At 64.6% G+C, this 17,425-nt stretch carries 19 protein-coding genes; 4 read left to right on the top strand and 15 right to left on the bottom strand.

Annotation, left to right across the window (positions count from 1 at the left end):
• Positions 1–16: 16 nt before the first annotated feature.
• Positions 17–742, bottom strand: a complete 726-nt coding sequence (locus IVB05_RS18065) for a DnaJ domain-containing protein (protein WP_247786774.1) — start codon at positions 740–742, stop codon at positions 17–19.
• Between the two features lie 59 nt (positions 743–801).
• Positions 802–1,338 carry a MarR family transcriptional regulator gene (locus tag IVB05_RS18060; protein WP_247785975.1) on the bottom strand — a complete coding sequence of 179 codons (537 nt, stop codon included), beginning with the start codon at positions 1,336–1,338 and terminating at the stop codon, positions 802–804.
• 151 nt (positions 1,339–1,489) lie between these two features.
• On the opposite strand from IVB05_RS18060, the gene IVB05_RS18055 reads away from it, so the two are divergent.
• Positions 1,490–3,448 carry an autotransporter domain-containing protein gene (locus IVB05_RS18055; protein ID WP_247785974.1) on the top strand — a complete coding sequence of 653 codons (1,959 nt, stop codon included), beginning with the start codon at positions 1,490–1,492 and terminating at the stop codon, positions 3,446–3,448.
• A 93-nt stretch (positions 3,449–3,541) separates the two neighbouring features.
• On the opposite strand, the gene IVB05_RS18050 is transcribed toward IVB05_RS18055, so the two are convergent.
• From IVB05_RS18050 to IVB05_RS18040, 3 genes are all read right to left on the bottom strand, one after another.
• The gene (locus tag IVB05_RS18050) at positions 3,542–4,306 is read right to left on the bottom strand and encodes a VWA domain-containing protein (protein ID WP_247785970.1); all 765 of its coding nucleotides are present in this window, start codon (positions 4,304–4,306) and stop codon (positions 3,542–3,544) included.
• Positions 4,307–4,396: 90 nt separating this feature from the next.
• Positions 4,397–5,293, bottom strand: a complete 897-nt coding sequence (locus tag IVB05_RS18045; RefSeq protein WP_247785968.1) for an alpha/beta fold hydrolase — start codon at positions 5,291–5,293, stop codon at positions 4,397–4,399.
• 315 nt (positions 5,294–5,608) lie between these two features.
• Positions 5,609–6,394, bottom strand: a complete 786-nt coding sequence (locus tag IVB05_RS18040) for a helix-turn-helix transcriptional regulator (RefSeq protein ID WP_247785967.1) — start codon at positions 6,392–6,394, stop codon at positions 5,609–5,611.
• 106 nt (positions 6,395–6,500) lie between these two features.
• Here IVB05_RS18040 and IVB05_RS18035 point away from each other — a divergent pair, with 106 nt between their 5' ends.
• Positions 6,501–7,583, top strand: a complete 1,083-nt coding sequence (locus tag IVB05_RS18035) for a zinc-binding alcohol dehydrogenase family protein (protein ID WP_247785965.1) — start codon at positions 6,501–6,503, stop codon at positions 7,581–7,583.
• A gap of 44 nt (positions 7,584–7,627) precedes the next feature.
• On the opposite strand, the gene IVB05_RS18030 is transcribed toward IVB05_RS18035, so the two are convergent.
• Complete coding sequence (locus IVB05_RS18030; RefSeq protein WP_214493087.1) at positions 7,628–8,563, bottom strand: division plane positioning ATPase MipZ; 936 nt, start codon at positions 8,561–8,563, stop codon at positions 7,628–7,630.
• A gap of 285 nt (positions 8,564–8,848) precedes the next feature.
• Between IVB05_RS18030 and panC the strand changes: the two genes are divergently transcribed.
• Positions 8,849–9,700 (top strand): pantoate--beta-alanine ligase, encoded by an 852-nt coding sequence (panC, locus tag IVB05_RS18025; RefSeq protein ID WP_247785963.1) that lies wholly within the window; start codon positions 8,849–8,851, stop codon positions 9,698–9,700.
• 9 nt (positions 9,701–9,709) lie between these two features.
• Here the strand turns inward: panC and IVB05_RS18020 are convergent, their stop codons facing one another.
• The 4 genes from IVB05_RS18020 to IVB05_RS18005 all read right to left on the bottom strand — a co-directional run bounded on the left by IVB05_RS18020 (position 9,710) and on the right by IVB05_RS18005 (position 12,464).
• Entirely contained in the window at positions 9,710–10,150 is a 441-nt protein-coding gene (locus tag IVB05_RS18020) for a DUF1489 domain-containing protein (protein ID WP_247785961.1), read from the bottom strand.
• A 40-nt stretch (positions 10,151–10,190) separates the two neighbouring features.
• Positions 10,191–11,171 carry a hypothetical protein gene (locus IVB05_RS18015; protein WP_247785960.1) on the bottom strand — a complete coding sequence of 327 codons (981 nt, stop codon included), beginning with the start codon at positions 11,169–11,171 and terminating at the stop codon, positions 10,191–10,193.
• A 152-nt stretch (positions 11,172–11,323) separates the two neighbouring features.
• Positions 11,324–11,527, bottom strand: a complete 204-nt coding sequence (locus IVB05_RS18010; protein WP_108517906.1) for a hypothetical protein — start codon at positions 11,525–11,527, stop codon at positions 11,324–11,326.
• A gap of 280 nt (positions 11,528–11,807) precedes the next feature.
• Positions 11,808–12,464 carry a glutathione S-transferase family protein gene (locus IVB05_RS18005; protein ID WP_247785958.1) on the bottom strand — a complete coding sequence of 219 codons (657 nt, stop codon included), beginning with the start codon at positions 12,462–12,464 and terminating at the stop codon, positions 11,808–11,810.
• A gap of 101 nt (positions 12,465–12,565) precedes the next feature.
• On the opposite strand from IVB05_RS18005, the gene IVB05_RS18000 reads away from it, so the two are divergent.
• Positions 12,566–13,243 carry a DUF599 domain-containing protein gene (locus tag IVB05_RS18000; RefSeq protein ID WP_247785951.1) on the top strand — a complete coding sequence of 226 codons (678 nt, stop codon included), beginning with the start codon at positions 12,566–12,568 and terminating at the stop codon, positions 13,241–13,243.
• Between the two features lie 14 nt (positions 13,244–13,257).
• Here IVB05_RS18000 and IVB05_RS17995 read toward each other — a convergent pair whose 3' ends face one another.
• The 5 genes from IVB05_RS17995 to mgtE all read right to left on the bottom strand — a co-directional run bounded on the left by IVB05_RS17995 (position 13,258) and on the right by mgtE (position 17,417).
• Positions 13,258–13,491 carry a hypothetical protein gene (locus IVB05_RS17995; protein WP_247785949.1) on the bottom strand — a complete coding sequence of 78 codons (234 nt, stop codon included), beginning with the start codon at positions 13,489–13,491 and terminating at the stop codon, positions 13,258–13,260.
• A 186-nt stretch (positions 13,492–13,677) separates the two neighbouring features.
• Positions 13,678–14,532 (bottom strand): hypothetical protein, encoded by an 855-nt coding sequence (locus tag IVB05_RS17990; protein WP_247785947.1) that lies wholly within the window; start codon positions 14,530–14,532, stop codon positions 13,678–13,680.
• Positions 14,533–14,553: 21 nt separating this feature from the next.
• Entirely contained in the window at positions 14,554–15,372 is an 819-nt protein-coding gene (locus IVB05_RS17985) for an aldo/keto reductase (protein ID WP_247785945.1), read from the bottom strand.
• Between the two features lie 140 nt (positions 15,373–15,512).
• Positions 15,513–15,902 carry a helix-turn-helix domain-containing protein gene (locus IVB05_RS17980; protein WP_247786769.1) on the bottom strand — a complete coding sequence of 130 codons (390 nt, stop codon included), beginning with the start codon at positions 15,900–15,902 and terminating at the stop codon, positions 15,513–15,515.
• A gap of 78 nt (positions 15,903–15,980) precedes the next feature.
• A complete protein-coding gene (gene mgtE / locus IVB05_RS17975) occupies positions 15,981–17,417 on the bottom strand; it encodes a magnesium transporter (RefSeq protein WP_247785943.1) in 1,437 nt (478 codons plus the stop codon).
• Positions 17,418–17,425: the final 8 nt, after the last annotated feature.

Below are 17,425 nucleotides of genomic sequence, written 5' to 3'. Positions count from 1 at the left end.
CGTGGGCCGGAGTTAGCTAGAGATGCGTGCGAAGAAGGGTATCCTTGGCCTCGTTTACACGGGCAGCGAGGTACGTCGAGCCCCCCTGGTCGGGATGCAGTTTCTTCATCAGGGCGCGGTGCGCCCGGCTGATGTCGTCACGCCCCGCCCCCGGCTGCAGGCCAAGGATCTGATAGGCCTCCTCGTCCGTCATTTTTCCGGTCGCCGCCGCGCGGCGCTGCCCCCCTGCCGTGTCGCCTTGCGCGTTCTGACGCCAGGCGGGAAACCGGCGGTCAAGATAGCTTTCAAGTAACGCGACGCTCTCGGCGTCGAAGGCCGGGATCATCGCGATCAACTGCGGCAGGTCGAATTCGCCGAGCGAGCGCCCGGCATTCGGTCCGTCCACGATCTGGCCCGACAATTCGCCGCTGTCGTGATCAAGGCTCATATCGAGAAACTGCGAGCGGACGCGCGAGGCCTGCCCCGACGAACGTTGCGCGCCGCCGCCGAAGATCCCGCCGATATTGCTGAAGCTACCCGGCCCGAACGGCGACCAGCCGAGCAGCCCGGCGCCGAAGATGCCAAGCGGGATTGCAATTGCAAGCTCGCCGCGCAGGCCGGTAAAGGCCGCGACCGCCAGCGCCACCACGCCGCCCGCGATCTTGATCCCGCGCGCAAGCACGACCGGGTTGGCCGCACGAAACATCTGCAGCAGCAAGTAGAGAAGGACAACGGCGACGACGCCGGCAATCAGGGTTGGCATGGCTCTAATATAGGCCGCCCGCCGGCAAAAATCATGGTCGGCGATTGCCTGTTCAGGCATTAGGTGCTGCGCCCGAACACCTCCAGCACCTTGAGCAATTGCTTGTGACCGGACGGACCGACCTTTTGCCTCAGGCGCTCTTCGTGTTCCTGAACCAAGGCGTTGGCGCGAACGAGCAACGCCTTACCCTCCGCGGTCAGATACAAGGCGTGAGACCGTCGGTCAGTCATGGACGCGGATCGCTTGAGCAGCCCGCGGCCCTCCAAGCTGTCGAGCAGCGGCACCAGTCCGGATCGGACGATGCCGAGAACCCGCGACAGCGCCATCTGGGAAAGACCGGGATTCTCGCTGATCAACGTCAGTATCGAAAACTGGACCGGCCGAACATCCAATGGCGCCAGGGTTTCGTTGAAGTCCTGGAACACCCATAGCTGGGCCTGCCGGATCAAATAACCGGCAAGTCCGTTGAGCGGCGCCAGGCTGATGGGCGCACTGGGTCCATTCGCGTGCACAACGGATCGCCGTTTCCTGTCGGCGCTTCGCGCCTTCTTCGGCCGGGGCGCCGGACGCGACGCGCGCAGTGTTTGATCGGACACGCTGATTCTCTCGTCGATCGATCTGATCCTCCTTCATCGCCCGGTTGCCTGGGTAGCGCAAATCCTTTGTGTTATTGTTCTTGACATGAACAATTCACGATGTGAACAATAATGCCAATATGGCGGAAAACGGCAATCCTGGGAGGGGACAATGAGAAGACGCGGACAGCGATTTGTCGGGCAACAGCCCGTTTCGGCCATTCGGAGAGGTTTGCGGCACGCGCTTTTGCCGGCCCTCAGCGCAATTCTGACCGCAGGGGCTCATACGCCGCTGCTCGCGCAAAACACGCCGTTCACCTCAATCACCGGCTTTGGGGACAGTTACGCCGACACCGGGTCTGCACCGGGAGGCGCGTTCCGCCTGCTCGGCTTTCCCTGCCCCGCCGGCCCGCCGACCTATCCGACCTGCCGCTTCAGCGGCGGCACGAACTTCGTGGACTCGCTGCAGACCACCTACAATCTGCCGACGCTGACGAACTACGCGGTCGGCGGCGCGCAGACCGGCAATACCAATGTGATTCCCGGGTTGCCGGGATTTGCTCAGGAGGTCGCAACCTTTGCGGCGAGCGGCCAGCGATTTGGTTCGCGCGATCTCATCGCATTGTCCATCGGCGGCAACGATCAGGCCCAGTTCACCAGCGCCAACAGTCTCGCGCAGATCAGCGCGCTGGCGACCACCTCCGCCACCAATGCGGTGACCGGCGTTCAGCAACTGATCGCGCTGGGCGCGCATAACATCGCTTGGGTCAGCCCCGGCAATCCGTTCTACTTCCCTGCCCCCTTCGGCGATCCGGCCCTGACGTTCGCGCAGCGCGAACAATGGGCCCAAACCTACTTTCAACAACTCCAGCAACAGCTCGCGCCTGCCGCCCGTTCTGGCACGCGCATCTTTCTGTTTGACTTCGAAACCTTGCAGGCCCGGATAGCCGCCAATCCCGCGCAATATGGCTTCGCCAGCGCCAGCGGCTGTCAGTTCGCATTGGGGATTCCGGGTTGCCTTGCGGCTTCGGCGACCGTTCAGAACAGCTATTTCTATTGGGACACGATTCATCCCACCAGCGCAGGTTTTGCATTGATCGCCCGCTACATGGCCAACCAGATCGACGCGCCGCTCACGGTCGCACCGCAAGGCGACGTGGCGATGGCGATGGCCACGGGTTTTGCGAACTCAGTGTTCGGCCGGCTCGACGCGTATCGCTCGTTCACACCCTACGCGATAGGTAATGCGATGAACGCCATGGCGGCCTACGGTCCGACCAAGGCGCCGCCGCGCGCCGTGGCGGAGAACCGGTGGTCGGTCTACGGTGACGTGAACTATATCGGCGGCAGCCGTGACTCGCAGACATTCCTCTCGAGCTACGACTACCGTTCGGTCGGCGGCACGCTCGGCGTCGAGTACAAGGTCAGTCCCGAATTGCGCGCCGGATTGGTGTTCGGTTACTCGCAGCCGAACGTCAACCTCGCGGTTCAGAACGCCCACTACAACATCGACGCGTATCAGATCGGCGGTTACTCGTCCTATACCCGCGCCAACTGGTTTGCCGACGGATTATTCGCCTATGGACGCCAGGCTTACGCCACGGACCGCCAGGGCATCATCGACGCCATCCGCGGTTCGACCCATGCGGATACCTTCACGCTCGCCGGAAAGACCGGTTACCTGTTCGACGCCGGATGGCTGCGCGTTGGTCCGATCGCCGGGCTCGCCTACACCAACGCGCAAATCGCGGGATATACCGAGACCGGCGACATTCTGCTCACCAACATCGTCAACGCGCAGAGGCTGGAGAACCTCTCCGGGAGTGCCGGCGTGCAATTCCGCGCACCGCTTGTGATGGGCAATGGCATTTACAGCCCGTTCGTGAATCTAACCGCCGAGCATGACTTCATCGGCTCCGGCCGCACGCTCATCACGACGCAGGTGACGACGCCGCTGTTGCCGGTGCTGACCGTGATCGATGGCCGCAGCCAGACCTATGGCAAGGTGGCGGCCGGCATCGCAGCGGCGATTGCCGGCAATGTCAGCGCCACCGTCAACGCCGTCACCACCTTTGCACGGTCCGACGGCAATGATTTCGGCGTCAGCGGCGGCATCAAGGTAGTGTTCTGACGGGCGGGACCGCTGAACGGTTGATCTGGAGTCGACCGTCAGCCGTTAAACAAGGATCTGCGTCGCCACTCGTGCAGCAAACGGCGGCGCAGATCACTTCATCTGGCCGATCAGCGCGGCCGCGCCGCTTGCGGTTTTCGACAGCGCCAGCAGCGCTTCGCGCCCGCCGGCGGCATAGGCTGCGGCGGCGCGCAGGAGCTCGCGCAACTGCGCCGCGGCGCCCGGATCGAACCTGCACCATGCGCCGCCGGTGAGCCGCGCGATCTCGCGGAACGCCTGCTCGGCTGTGGCGTCGTGGCCTTCCTGAAACATGAACACCGGCACCTTGAGCAGGCCGAGCTCGCCGGCCTTGGCACAGAGATCGTCGACCCCCTCCTCCATGGCGTCGCCGACGAACACCAGGGCGCGCACGCCAGACGCCACCGCCTCGCGGCGCGCCTCCGACAGCACCTTGCCGATCTGGGTATTGCCGCCCTGGCAATCGATCTTGCCCATCAACCTCGCCAGTTGCGCGGAATCGGAGATCCAGCCGGTGGCGCGGCATTCATTGAAGCCGCGGTAATAGACCAGCCTTATATCGAGGCTGCCGAGCGAAGCCGCCTCGCGAAACATGTCGGCCTGCAACGCGCAGGCCATATCCCAGGTCGGCTGCCGGCTCATGGTGGCGTCAAGCGCAAACACCAGCCTTCCCCTGGCGCCCGCTCGGTGCGGCGACATTGCGCGAGCTTTCGCCACGAAGGCTGCGATATCGTCCGACGCCGACGGCTTGCTCTGCGGCAACGGGCCGCCCTTAGCCGCCTCGGCCTTTGCCGACGCAACATCGCCTGTCGATTTCGGTTTGGTGGGTTCGCCAGCCATGAGCGCTCGCTTGTAAGCAGCAAGCTCTATGTGGGACGGCGGCCGGCGGCGGTCAATGCAGCCGCAGACGCAGGACGACCGGCCGGCCGCCTAGTTCGTAACCGGCTTGTTCGGCGTCGGATTGCTGGCCAACGGGACGGACAGCGGCACCGGACCCGGGCTGCTGGTCAGGATGTCCGGCACCTTGGTCGGCACGGGCTTCAATGCGCCGCTCTTGTCGGACTCGTCGAGGAACTTGTCGAGCATCGACTGGATCGAGGATTTGGCGGCGTCAGGCCCGGTGTCGCGCATGTCGTTATGCTGGAAGCCGGTGTTCACGACCGTGATCCCGGACTGCTCGCACTGCTCGTCGTCAGGCACCACGCCGGGGTCGGCCTTGAAGTGCGTATCCTTGGAACGGAACGACAGGATCTTGAACTTGCCGTCGGTCAGGAACGGCACGCGCAGATTGTCCAGCGTCACGACCTTCTTGATCTCGTCGGGATACTCCTTGGCGAAATACATCGTGATGTCGCCGCCCATCGAATGGCCGACCATCGTCACCTTCTCATAGTCGGCGTTGGGCTGAACCTTCTTCATTTCGTGGATGGCGAAATGGATGTTGGCAACGCCGCGCTGAATCTGCGGCAGACGGCCGACATAGAGCTCACCGACCTTGGTAACCATTGGCGGATCGGTCGGCAGGTCATGCTGCGGGCTGATGGCGAGGTAGCCGCGCGCAGCAAAAATGTTGGAGAGGAATGAGTACTCGGTGTGCTTGACGGTGTTGCCGTGATTGAGGATTGCAACCGGCAGCTTGATCAAGCCGGCATTGGCCTGCATTTCCTTGTCGCGGCGAATGGCGACGTTGACTGCCACCAGACGGTTGTCGCGGTCGGGATCATGAAACGCAATGGTCTCGTGCCGGATCGCCCACTTGCTCGCGGTGAAATACGCGACAGCGACCAGCACGGAGAGTGAAAGCAGAACGAGAATTCCACGTTTCATGTTCGTCTTCGTCCTCGCGCCCCGCTAGGGGCCAACCCTGTTTGAGACTCTTCGGTCCCTTGTTGATGATATATGTCACGATGGCGTGACATAAAGGCCAAATGTTGTGTGTTGACCGCCTGATCATTGTGCGATGCACCTATCCATTGTGCAGCCGCGCAATCCCCACAAATTCGACCCGTCTTTCCTTACGACGCCTCCAATCAAGCTTTGGTTCGAGCACTAGATAAAAGTCTAAGGAAAACGTGATGCTGCAGGCTTGGTTCCCGGGAACCTACCGGCCCACGGGTGCGCAAATACCGCAATCCCCGAAACTTAGACCGTCGTGTAGATAACGAGCTTCAACGCCGGGTCGTCATTGGCCTGGAAGCTCGCATACTCCAGTTTGAGCCGGCCCTTCTTGGGATGGGTCAAGGATTTCCGTCCTGCCGCGACACCGCTGACGTCGTGGGCCTCCCACCAGCCTGCAAATTCGGGACAGCCTTCGCGCAGACGCGCCAGCAGGTCGCGGAAGGCGGGATCGCCGGCCCACAGGTCATGCGTCGCGCGAAATTGGGCGACGATGCGTCGGGCCTCATCAGCCCATGATGCGCCGAACAGCCGCCGCGTCGCGGGGTTGGTCAGAACCGACAGCAGGCTGTTGCGATCGGCTTCCGCCAGCCGGCTGAACGCAAAGATTTCTTCCGCGGCCGCATTCCAGGCGAGAATGTCCCAACGCCGTCCGGTGACATAGGCCGGCAAATTGAGCTGTTCGACCGTGCGCCGGATCGCCGGAGGTACGGTCTCGCGGACGAAGGGGCGCCGGTCGGCATTTTGCGTCAGCTCCGTCAGATGCCGGTGTTCGGCCTTGGTCAGCCGCAACGCGCGCGCCAATGCGTCGATCGTCGCAGCCGACGGGCTGACGGATCGCCCCTGCTCGAGGCGGATGTACCAGTCGACGCCGATGCCGGCGAGCTCGGCCACCTCCTCCCGCCGCAGGCCGGGCGTGCGCCGCCGCCGGCCCACCGGCACGCCGACCGCCTTCGGCATCAGCTTCTGCCGTCGCGACCGCAGGAAGTCGCCGAGTTCGCTTTGCCTCGAATTCGTGCCTGATGCCGCCATGCGCGCCGTGCCTCAAAAGGGGTCTTGCAGTCCTAGGATAATACCAGGTCTTGTTGGCCCCATGAAGGCTCGCGAGAATGCGGCTTCATCGAAATGAGGAGACCCCATGAAGGCTGCCGTCCTGAATGCGTTCGGATCGCCGCTTGCGATCGAGACCCGCCCCGACCCGCTTCTTGGCACCGGCGAGGTCATTGTCGACGTCGTGGCGAGCCGCGTGCTGGCCTACGCCAACGAGGTCCTCAGCGGGGAGCGAAAATACCTGCTGGAACTGCCTGTGGTGCCCGGCCCCGGCGCGATCGGCCGCGTCCGCGCCACCGGCCCCGATGCAACCCGGCTTCGTCCCGGCGATTGGGTCTATTGCGATCCGACCGTGCGCTCGCGCGACAATGCGCTATCGCCCGACATCGCCCTGCAGGGCCTCACCGCCGGCAGCGAGGGAGGCCTGCGCCTGCAACGGTATTTCCACGACGGCGCCTGGGCCGAACAAATGCGGCTGCCGACGGAAAACGCGGTTTCGATCGGCGACATCGAAGAGAAGGACGCAGGCCGCTGGTGCGCGCTCGGCACGCTGCTCGTGCCCTATGGCGGGTTCCTCGCCGCGCAACTGCAAGCCGGAGAGATCGCGCTGGTCAACGGCGCCACCGGCAGCTTTGGCAGCGCCGCGGTTGCCGTCGCGTTGGGGATGGGCGCGCAGTGCGTGGTCGCAACCGGGCGGAACGAGCGGGCGCTGGCCGAACTGACGCAGCGGTTCGGCGCCCGCGTCCGGACCGTGCCGATGCGCGGTCACGAGGCTGACGATCGCGCGCACATCCTGCAGGCGGCGCCCGGCCCGATCGACTGCGTGCTCGACATCCTCCCGCCCGCGGCCAATGCCGTGCAGGTGCGGACCGCCATCCTGGCGGTGCGGCCGTACGGGCGGGTGGTGCTGATGGGCGGCGTCGGCATGCAAGGCGGCGCCGGCCTCGAGCTGCCCTACCCGTGGATGATGCGAAACTGCATCACGCTGCGCGGGCAATGGATGTACCCGCCGCATGCGGCCACCCTGATGGCCGGCCTGATCCGCTCAGGCCTGGTCGATCTCGATCATTTCGAGATCGCGGCCTTCGGACTCGACCGCGCCAACGAAGCGGTTGCGCATGCCGCCGCCAACAGCGGTCCTTTCAAAATGACGGTGATAGAGCCGCGATAGGCCAAAGCTCAGGCGCAGATTGAGGCTCAGGCGCGGATCAAGGCTCAGGCGCTGATGATGTCGCCGATGATGTCGTGGACTTCGAGCGGCTTGTCGACCTGGGTGAACCATTCGGCGCGGTTCGCGGCCCGGCGGCGGCCGCGTTCGTCGAGCGGCAGCTTCAACTGACGCAACAGGCTGGTCACTTCCTCGCGCGCCGTGACATGGCCCATGCTCGGCCGGGTTCCCAGCGTCGCCTCGTCGATGTCGTCCAGCGCCGTCAGTCCGCGCGGGAAGAACTCGCGGTAGACCACCCGCTCGGCAAATCCGTCGATCGAACGGAAGCCGAGCCGCAGCGAAAGGTCCTTCAGGCTGTCGGCGACGAGCTGCTTGTTGCGCGAGCCGATCATCGACAGGCGGTTGCGCACCACGATCCAGTCGGTGGTGGCGCCGTCGATCTGGCGGCGCTTGCGCCTGACGTCGCGCACCATCTCCGCATAATGGCTCTCGCCGGTCACCGAATAGGTCGCGGGATCGACGGTGCCGAGCACGTCGAAATCGAGGAAGCTGTCGTTGATCGGGGTCACCAGCGTATCGGCCATCGAATGCGCCAGACGCATCAGATAGGAGTCGGAACCCGGCGTATCGATCACGATGAAATCGAAGGCGCGCTCGATGGCGCTCACCGCCTCCATGAACTGCTGGAACTCGGAATTTTCATTGTCGGCGATCTGCATCGTCTCGCCGAGCTTGACGCAGTAGTGCACGGGGATTTCGAGGTCGAGACCGGTGCGGCGCGCCCACGCGCTCCGGTTGGCGATGTAGCGGGTGAAACTCTGCTGGCGGCAGTCGAGATCGATGGTGGCGACACGCTGTCCGGCCTTCATCAGGGCAACGGCGATATGCAGAGCGGAGGTGGATTTTCCCGACCCGCCCTTCTCGTTGCCGAGCACGACGACGTGCGCCGAACCGAACTGACCCTGACTCGCCTGAACCAACATGATTCAACCCCCGCACGATATCTTCAAATCACGCGCGGCTGCGCGTCAAGTGAAATGCACGACGACGCATTCAATTCGCTCGCGGCGTGTCTTTAATGATGAATCCCGACGGTTGCGATGTCGCTCCGGACTCGCGTTAGCTGCCGCAGGCGTGCCATTCCAGGCAACCTTGCCCAAGCAAACTTGGCGGCAATGCTCCGGCCTTATAAGGTCGGCGCGCCCGCCGAAAGGTTCGGGGCCGCCGGCCCCCTCACCCCGTCAGAAGCTGCAAGAGATCGAGGCCAGATGTCGCGAAGTCCCATGGTCGTCCGTACCGTTCCCGCATTGCGCCGCGCCGTCGAGGCCTTGCGCGCCCGAAAGGCCGCCGTCGCGCTGGTGCCGACCATGGGAGCGCTTCATGACGGACACGTGTCGCTGGTGCGGCTCGCCAGACGCCGGGCGCAAAAAGTCATCGTCTCGATCTTCGTCAACCCGACGCAGTTTGCACCGACGGAAGATTTCGGTTCGTACCCGCGCACCTGGAAAGCCGACGTCGCCAAACTCGCCGCCGAGAAGGTCGACCTGATCTGGAATCCCGACGTCAAGGCGATGTACCCGGACGGCTTCGCCACCCGTATCGTGCCGGAAGGCCCGGCCATCGCCGGGCTCGAGGATCGTTTCCGGCCGCATTTCTTCGGCGGCGTCGCCACCGTGGTCGGCAAGCTGTTCACGCAAGTCCGGCCAGACGTGGCGATCTTCGGCGAGAAGGATTATCAGCAATTGCGGGTGGTGACGCAGATGGCCGCCGATCTCGACCTCGGCGTCAAGGTGATCGGCTCGCGCACCGTGCGGGAACGCGACGGACTGGCGATGTCCTCGCGCAACGTCTACCTCTCGCCCGAGGAACGGCAGACGGCGCCGACGCTGTACCGCGCCATGAAGGAAAGCGCCAAGCGGCTGAAGGCCGGCGAGGATTTTGCGGCCGCGATGGAAGCCGGCCGCGAACTGATCAGCGCCGCCGGCTTCGTGCTGGACTATTTCGAGGCCCGGCACGCCGGGACGCTGGCGCCGATCACCTCGATGAAAGACGGGCCGGTGCGGATCCTCGTCGCCGCGAAACTCGGCACGACGCGCCTGATCGACAATATCGGGGTTTAGAACGGAGCCTCAGAGCAGCCCCAGATCGCGCAATTCGCGGCGCATCGGCTCCGGCATCGCCGCCACGCTGGCGGCTGAGGATTTGGTGAGGTCCGCCGGCGCGGCGTCCTCGGCAAGGTAGCGCCAGCCCTGGAACGGGCGCATCGGCCGCGGCGAGACCGCAAACACCTTGGGCTGCATCACCAGGCGGCACCGCCCGATACCGTCCTTGTCGCGAAACGGCTCGATCGCGATGATCTTTTCGCGCGCGGCGATTTCGCCCTTGATCACCCAATAGAGCGAGCCGCCCGCGAGGATTTCCGCGTCGCGCTTCGGCGTCATCCGTGTGATGTGGACGTGACGAAGCGGCAGGCCCTTTTTCTTGGCGGTTGCCATTCGTTCGGCAACCCAGCCCTTGAGTTCCTTGACTGACTCGCAGCCGACGGCAAGCTTGATGAGATGAAGCGGCATGATCCCGCCGATGTAGCGGCCTGCGCGCGCTTTGAAAAGATCACTCGTTGTTATCAGCTGTGGGCGCCGAACCCGACGGCGCGAGCTGGACCGGCACTGTGTTGGACGGCCGCTTCGGCGCCGGCGGCGGCTTCTTGGCGGCGGCCTGTGCCGGCGGCGATGCTGGCGGTGTCGCCGCGGCCGGACGCGGCGCGGCTGGCGATGCCGGCGCAGCCGCAGTTGCAGACGACGGCTTCGGCGCGGCGCCTAGCGGCGGCTCGGGCGTCATGATGTTGACCGGCGGGGTGGAGGCCGAGGTCGGGAATTCGGCGTTGGTGGGCTTGCCCGTGGGGAGCGACGGCGGTAGCGCCGCGATCATGCCCGTCGCGACCTGCGGCGCGTTCCAGGACGCCGCGTAGCGCATGATCAGGCTTTCATAGACGCTCTCTTCCATGTTGGCCGCAATCTGGCGCGTCTCGTTCAGCGAGCGGAAAGCGCGGCAGGCCGATGGCGTGCAACGGTCCCGCGCCGTCAGTACATAGGCCATCAACCCGTAACGGTCGCGCTCGACGGCGCGGCGCAGCGCCAGCAAGTCGGAGCCGGCGCCCTTGTTGGCGGTGGCGACATCTCCGAGCGAGGTCAGCAGCGTGATCTGCGAGGCGGCGTAGGCCACGGCCGCAGCCACCGACTCGGCCGAACCGAACAGCGCCTTCTCGCACGCGGCGAGGACTGCATCGCCGGCCAGCTCGTCAATACAGGAAAGCTGCGGCAACGGCGCGGTAGCCGTCTGAACCGCACGCGGCGCCTCCGTCGACTGAACCCCGTTTGGCGTGCCGAAGCCGCGGAAGGTCACGGCGCCTGCGACCCCGACCGCGAGCAGCGTGATGAGCGCCAGCACGCTGTTGGCCACGGATCTCTCCGAACGCAGCAGCGTGATCAGAACGATGATCCCGACAAAGCCGGCCGTGACCAGCGTCAGGTACAACGGAAGGTTCGGCGAGTGCCAGATGTGATCCAGCGAAGCAGCCCAGGCCCAGTTCATGCGCGGTGTCCCTCAACGCAGCATCAAACGCGATCGAAAGACGAATGCGGCACTGCTGCATTCGCTTTTCGGCAGAATGTTTCCGCGAACGAGGCCTTTTGACGGCAACCAAAGGTGGAACTTCGTCAGCCGACTACTTGCACACAACTGTTTCAGGAAATTGCGAGCTGGCTTTCCTTGGCGACCCGTTCGAAAGCTTCGGTCGAGCTTTTGATGCGATACTGACAATCGTCGCCATCGGTCGGCAACAGCCGGATCACCTCATAGGTGCCACTGGCGGCCGGACGGGCAACGTTGCTGGCAGTAAAATAGACAGTCTCTCCAACGGAGTACTTATGCTTCAACGCCCTCTCCATTACGCAAGAACGCCGGCCGCGCTCACGGTCCCGCTAGCTTTCGGCCGACTTGAGAACCCTGCGGCAACCTAGCACAGTCGGCCCCCCAAAAGCCAGCAGCATCGAGGCATGGCAAATGCGCAAATTCCGCATGTTTTTCAGGGCGATAAGCGGCAATTCTTGCGGTTCCCGGGAACCCGCCTGCCTAATATAGAGGCCGCTTTTCCCAATATAGGACAGAATGCCGCGGGTTGCGGCGAGCCCTGGCACCCCCGCCCGACCACAGGCCCCGCACCCGAAATCAGACCGTCTCGAACCGCTCGATGACGAGCGTTTCAGCAAGACCGGCGCGGGTCCATTCCTGGAACGCCGGCAGCGACAACATCGCGTCGAAATAATGCCGCGCCTCGCCCCTCACCTCGATCGCATAGGTGCGAAAGCGATGCACCACCGGCGCAAACATCGCGTCCGCGCCGCCGAACGCGCCGAACAGGAACGGTCCTTCCTTGCCGTAACGGCTGTGGCAATCGGCCCAGATCTCCTGAACGCGCGCCACGTTGGCACGTGCGTCATCCGACAGATCGACCGCGCCGACCGGGCGGTGCAGGTTCATGCCGCATTCATTGCGCAGCGGCATGAAGCCCGAATGCATTTCCGCCGAAATCGAGCGCGCATGCGCCCGGCGCGCACGGTCCTCCGGCCACAGCCGACTTTGCGGGTATTTCTCGGCGAGATACTCGATGATCGAAAGCGAATCCCACACCGTGAGGTCGCCATCGACCAGCGCCGGCACCTTGCCCGCGCGGGAAAAGCTCAGGATCCGGTCCTTGTCGGCCTTGTCGTCGGTGTAGAGCGGGATGCACACTTCCTCGAACGGGATGTCATTGGCGCGCAGCGCCAGCCATGGCCGCATCGACCATGACGAATAGTTCTTGTTGCCGATGACCAGCTTCAACATTTGCGGGGAAATCCTGTTGCGACGGTGATCTTGCCATAGTGCACCGCACGCGTTCAACCTGTACATCACGATTGCCAAACCACCACCGGGGATCTCGCCACATGGGCGCCTATTGGGTCGATATCGCCGCCGTCGCGTTCTTCGTCGTGGAATGGCTGGCCTACGGCTTCACGCTCGAGCACACGGCTTACGGCCGCGACAGCCTGTCGGCGCGCATGAACCACTATCGCGAGGTCTGGGTGCGGAACATGCTCGACCGCGAGGCACGCATGGTCGACATGCAGATCATGGCCTCGCTGCAGAACGGCACCGCCTTCTTCGCCTCCACCAGCCTGATCGCGATCGGTGGTGCGCTGGCGCTGCTGAGGGCGACCAACGATGCGCTCGCCGTGCTGCGCGAACTGCCGGTCGATCTCACCCCCTCGCCTGCGCTCTGGGAAATCAAATGCGTCGGGCTGATCCTGATCTTCATCTACGCCTTCTTCAAATTCGCCTGGTCGTACCGCCTGTTCAACTATGTCGCGATCCTGCTCGGCGCGATGCCGCCGTCGTCAGAGCGCGACACCGCGGAAGCGGAAGCCCATGTGATGCGCACGACGCGCCTGTTCGAGGCGGCGGGGCGGCATTTCAACCGCGGCCAGCGCGCGTTCTTCTTCGCGCTTGGTTATCTCGGCTGGTTCGTCAGCCCCTGGTTATTGCTGGCGACGACCGCGCTGGTCGTCATCGTCACCTGGCGACGGCAGTTCGCCTCGAATGCCTGGCGGGCGATGGGGAGCTAGAAACAGTTTCAAATTCAGATGGTGGCCCCGACAAGCAAGAAAGCGGCGCCGAGCGCGAGTAGCACAAGACCAGGCCAGTTCGATTTGAACCCAAAGCCGCCAGCCGGTCTTTCAGGTTCCAGGGTGTCGCTGGCTTGCCCGGCGCGAAGCCGCCTTCTACCGCTTAATCGGCCGCGCCAGATTGGCTGGAAGGCCATCTGCAACACCCCGCCGAAAACAAGAAGCACACCAAGCCAGATGAGTGTCATGCTCGTCTCCCGCCAGTGAATGGGCCTGCCGCCGGCCGAGGGCTCGACGTCCATTGGTTGATTATCTTTCAACGTCCGGGACAGTGCTTCCGTTTCGCCCACCGTAGTTCCATTTGGCCCTGAGAGAGCGACCTTTACCTCTCCTCTTTTGACGCCGGGATGATCGAGCGGTGGTGAGTTCACGCGCTAGGACGCGGAAAAATCCTGCGGCGTGAAGCTGAGATCGAGCACCTTCCATTCGCCGTAGCGGTCCGCCGGCAGCATGGCGTAGGGCTGACAGGCCGACAGCGCCCGGATGGCGCCCTGCATCAGCAACGGGCCCTTCATCGAGGCGCTGGCCTCTATCAGCATCGGTTCTGCGGCGAGCCTGCCATCCGGTGTCATCAACACGCGCAGCTTGACCTTGACGTCGTCGGTGCTCGACAGCGAGGCCGGCAGTTTCGAGCAGGATTTGAGGTGGCGGCGGAACTCCGCCACCAGCGTGCTCGCGACATCGGCCGCCTCGACCGCCGGCGCGTCGAAATCGTCGTCGCCTTTGTTGCGGGCTTGCGAGGGAGCGAGCCGCAGCGTGGGCGAGAGGTCGGGCGGCAAGCCCAGCAGCACCTGATACTTGATCGAGACATCCGGCTCGGGCGGCTTGTAGGCCGGCGCCGCCGGTTGTGGCGGCGGCGACGCGACCGACGGCGGCTGGGCCGCGCGCGGCGCGGCGAGCGCAGCCTGCTGCTGCGGCCGCCCGGCAGGCGCCGGCTGGACCGTCGGCGGAGGCGCACCGGTGGCCGCCGGCTTGTCCCGCAGCGAGAAATCGGGCTGCGGCGTTGGCGCCGGTTCCGGCTTGTTTTCGGCAAGGTCTTGCTGGGTCACGATCTCGACCGAGATCTGCTCGGCGGTCACAGCGCCGAACGGATGCACCTCGGAAAACAGAACCACCAGCGTCAGCAGCGACCCATGCGCGATCGCCGACGCCGTGATGTCCGAAGGTATGATCCGTCGCAGCTCCATCGCATCAAAACGATGTTCGATAGTCCCCTGGGCCGCCAGCATAGCGTCCGGCGGCGCAATGCCTCAATCCCATTTCGGCGCGAAACCGAAATCCGTGAGCCGGCCCCCGGCGCTGCCCATGCCGGAAATCTGCTGCATGTCCGCTTCCGACAGCTCGAAATCGAGGATCTCGATGTTCTCCGAGAGCCGCTCGAGTTTCGACGTCCGCGGGATGGCCGCCACGCCCTGCTGCACCAGCCAGCGCAGGCAGATTTGCGCCGCCGTCTTGCGATAGCGGTCGCCGATCCGCAGCAGCGCGCGATCGTTCTTGATGCGGCCCTTGGCGACCGGACTATAGGCCACCACGGCCATGCCATGGCGCGCGCAGGCCTGCCTCACCTTGGTCTGGTCGAGATAGGGATGGTACTCGACCTGGTCGCACACCAGCGGCTCCGAACATGAAGCCACCGCCTCCTCGATCAGGGTCACGGTGAAATTGGACACGCCGATATGCCGCGCGAGCCCCTGCTGCTTGATCCGTGCCAGCGCGCCGAGCGTCTCGACCAGCGGCACCTGCGGGTTCGGCCAGTGCAGCAGCAACAGGTCGACCTCGGTCAGGCGCAGTCGCACCAGGCTTTCCTTGGCCGAACGCTCCAGATCGTGAGGCGCGAAATGCGAGGGCCAGATCTTGGTGGTGAGGAAGACCTGATCGCGCTTCACGCCCGAGGCGCGCAAGCCCTCGCCGACCTCGCGTTCGTTTTCGTACATCTGCGCGGTGTCGATGTGGCGATAGCCGAGCCGCAGCGCCTGCTCGACCAGGCGGGCGCAGCTTCGCCCACGCAATTCCCAGGTGCCCAGCCCGATCGCCGGTATTTTTGCGCCATTGGCTTCGACAAACAGCATCGGTTGTATCCGCGGACCGGCCCCATTATGGGCTGTGGAAACTGCCGTGCCAACAGATAGCGCTTTTGAAGCGAAATCCTGCGGCGGACTTGATCCGGGGTGGGTCCGGTGTGCGGGAAGAAAACGGGGCAACCCGCGAACTAGACGGGCGACGGTTCCTCCGTGGCCAGCGCTGCGAAAACGGTTTCCGGCGAATGGGCAATCACGGCGAGCAGCGCCCGCGCCGGTCCGCGCGGTGCACGCTTGCCCTGCTCCCAGTTCCGGATGGTTTCGACGGGCACGCCAAGCCTGGCCGCGAATTCGAGTTGCGTCAGCTGCGCACGGCGGCGCAGGTCGCGCACCGCCGGCAAGGCCGGGGTTTCGCCGGGTGTAACGTCCGGCGTTGTGGGCGAGACGGTGGGCATTGCAAGCGCGGGCTCGGGCGCGGGGATCGCAAGGGCGACTCCGGGCATCGTCGGCGCGAGCGGGAACTCCTGCCCGTCCCGCAGTTCGACGATCCGTCCGTCCGCTTTCAGCCGCAAGCGCTGCATGTTGACCTCGTGAGCCAACATCATCAGCCAAGCGCGTTAAGGCCCGATTAACGATAAAAGGGGCAGCAAAGGCGAAAGCTACTTCAGCCCGAACCACAGCGTGGCGATGCCGAGGAACGAGAAGAAGCCGACCACGTCGGTGATGGTCGTGACGAAAGTCCCCGACGCCACCGCGGGGTCGGCGCGCACCCGGTCCAGCACCATCGGGATCAGAATGCCACCAAGCGCGCCGGCCACCAGGTTGCAGATGATGGCAAGGCCGATCACGATGCCGAGACCCGGGATCTTGAACCAGGCCACCGCGGCGACGCCGGTGATCACGGCAAAGGCGAGCCCGTTGACGAGGCCGACCATCGCCTCGCGCATGACGACGCGGAACGCATTATTGGAGCCGAGTTCGCGGGTCGCCAGCGCCCGCACCGCCACCGTCATGGTCTGGGTCGCGGCGTTGCCGCCCTGGCTCGCCACGATCGGCGCCAGCACGGCGAGCGCCACCATCTTCTCAAGCTGGCCCTCGAACAGGCCGAGCACGGAGGACGCCAGAAACGCCGTCGCCAGATTGACCAGCAGCCAGTTGAAGCGGGCGCGCGCGATGGTCCAGACACTGTCGGACAATTCTTCGTCGCTGGTGACGCCGCCGAGCGCCTTCAGATCCTCGTCGGCCTCCTCCTCGATGACGTCGACCACGTCGTCGATGGTGATGACGCCGACCAGCCGGTTGGTGGTGTCGACCACGGGAGCCGCGACCAGATTGTACTTGCCGAACATCCGCGCGACCTCTTCCTGGTCGTCCAGCACGGAGACGCGGCGGCGGTCCTCGTCGATGAGATCGGCGATCGGCACAGGCCGGCGCGCCCGCAGCAGCGTGTCGAGCGAGACCGCACCCTGCCAGTGATTTTCGGCATCCACCGCGTAGATCTCGTAGAACCGGCCCGGCAGGTCCGGGGTGTCGCGCATGTAGTCGATCGCCTGGCCGACGGTCCAGTCCGGCGGCACCGCGATGAACTCGGATTGCATCCGCCGGCCTGCGGAATTTTCCGGATAAAGCAGGCTCCGCTCCAGCGCGACGCGCTCGGAGGGCGGCAGCTTTTCGAGGATCTCTTCCTTGTCCTCCTCGTCGAGGCCTTGAAGCAGTTGGACGGCGTCGTCGGATTCCAGCTCGCGAACGCCCTCCGCGACCGTCTCCGGTTCGAGTTCCTCGAGGATTTCCTCGCGGACGGAATCGTCGACCTCGTTCAGCGCCGAGAAGTCGAAATCGGCGCCGGTCAGTTCGACCAGCGTGACACGGTCCTCAGGCTCGAGGGCCCCGATCAAATCGCCGAGATCGGCCTCGTGAAGTTCCGCCACCACCTCGCACAACAGCGGCCGGTCGGCGGCGTGGATGGCGCGCGTGATCTCCTCGACAAACTCGCGGCGGAGCTGGTTCTCTTCGTCCCGCATCGGCAGATGGTCGAGTACCGAGCCCTGCGCTGACAGCGCGTCTGCGGCCTGGGCAACGTCGATCTTCTCGGCCATGCCACGCC

The sequence above is a fragment of the Bradyrhizobium sp. 170 genome (genome assembly GCF_023101085.1).
GTDB lineage: Bacteria > Pseudomonadota > Alphaproteobacteria > Rhizobiales > Xanthobacteraceae > Bradyrhizobium.
Note: the sequence above shows the minus strand (reverse complement) of the source record. Positions and strands in the feature narration are given on the sequence as shown.

Coding starts and splice junctions, on each gene's coding strand:
- IVB05_RS18065 (WP_247786774.1), bottom strand. CDS start 742: ATGCCAACCCTGATTGCCGGCGTCGTCGCCGTTGTCCTTCTCTACTTG.
- IVB05_RS18055 (WP_247785974.1), top strand. CDS start 1,490: ATGAGAAGACGCGGACAGCGATTTGTCGGGCAACAGCCCGTTTCGGCC.
- IVB05_RS18050 (WP_247785970.1), bottom strand. CDS start 4,306: ATGGCTGGCGAACCCACCAAACCGAAATCGACAGGCGATGTTGCGTCG.
- IVB05_RS18045 (WP_247785968.1), bottom strand. CDS start 5,293: ATGAAACGTGGAATTCTCGTTCTGCTTTCACTCTCCGTGCTGGTCGCT.
- IVB05_RS18040 (WP_247785967.1), bottom strand. CDS start 6,394: ATGGCGGCATCAGGCACGAATTCGAGGCAAAGCGAACTCGGCGACTTC.
- IVB05_RS18035 (WP_247785965.1), top strand. CDS start 6,501: ATGAAGGCTGCCGTCCTGAATGCGTTCGGATCGCCGCTTGCGATCGAG.
- IVB05_RS18030 (WP_214493087.1), bottom strand. CDS start 8,563: ATGTTGGTTCAGGCGAGTCAGGGTCAGTTCGGTTCGGCGCACGTCGTC.
- panC (WP_247785963.1), top strand. CDS start 8,849: ATGTCGCGAAGTCCCATGGTCGTCCGTACCGTTCCCGCATTGCGCCGC.
- IVB05_RS18020 (WP_247785961.1), bottom strand. CDS start 10,150: ATGCCGCTTCATCTCATCAAGCTTGCCGTCGGCTGCGAGTCAGTCAAG.
- IVB05_RS18015 (WP_247785960.1), bottom strand. CDS start 11,171: ATGAACTGGGCCTGGGCTGCTTCGCTGGATCACATCTGGCACTCGCCG.
- IVB05_RS18010 (WP_108517906.1), bottom strand. CDS start 11,527: ATGGAGAGGGCGTTGAAGCATAAGTACTCCGTTGGAGAGACTGTCTAT.
- IVB05_RS18005 (WP_247785958.1), bottom strand. CDS start 12,464: ATGTTGAAGCTGGTCATCGGCAACAAGAACTATTCGTCATGGTCGATG.
- IVB05_RS18000 (WP_247785951.1), top strand. CDS start 12,566: ATGGGCGCCTATTGGGTCGATATCGCCGCCGTCGCGTTCTTCGTCGTG.
- IVB05_RS17995 (WP_247785949.1), bottom strand. CDS start 13,491: ATGACACTCATCTGGCTTGGTGTGCTTCTTGTTTTCGGCGGGGTGTTG.
- IVB05_RS17990 (WP_247785947.1), bottom strand. CDS start 14,532: ATGCTGGCGGCCCAGGGGACTATCGAACATCGTTTTGATGCGATGGAG.
- IVB05_RS17985 (WP_247785945.1), bottom strand. CDS start 15,372: ATGCTGTTTGTCGAAGCCAATGGCGCAAAAATACCGGCGATCGGGCTG.
- IVB05_RS17980 (WP_247786769.1), bottom strand. CDS start 15,902: ATGCAGCGCTTGCGGCTGAAAGCGGACGGACGGATCGTCGAACTGCGG.
- mgtE (WP_247785943.1), bottom strand. CDS start 17,417: ATGGCCGAGAAGATCGACGTTGCCCAGGCCGCAGACGCGCTGTCAGCG.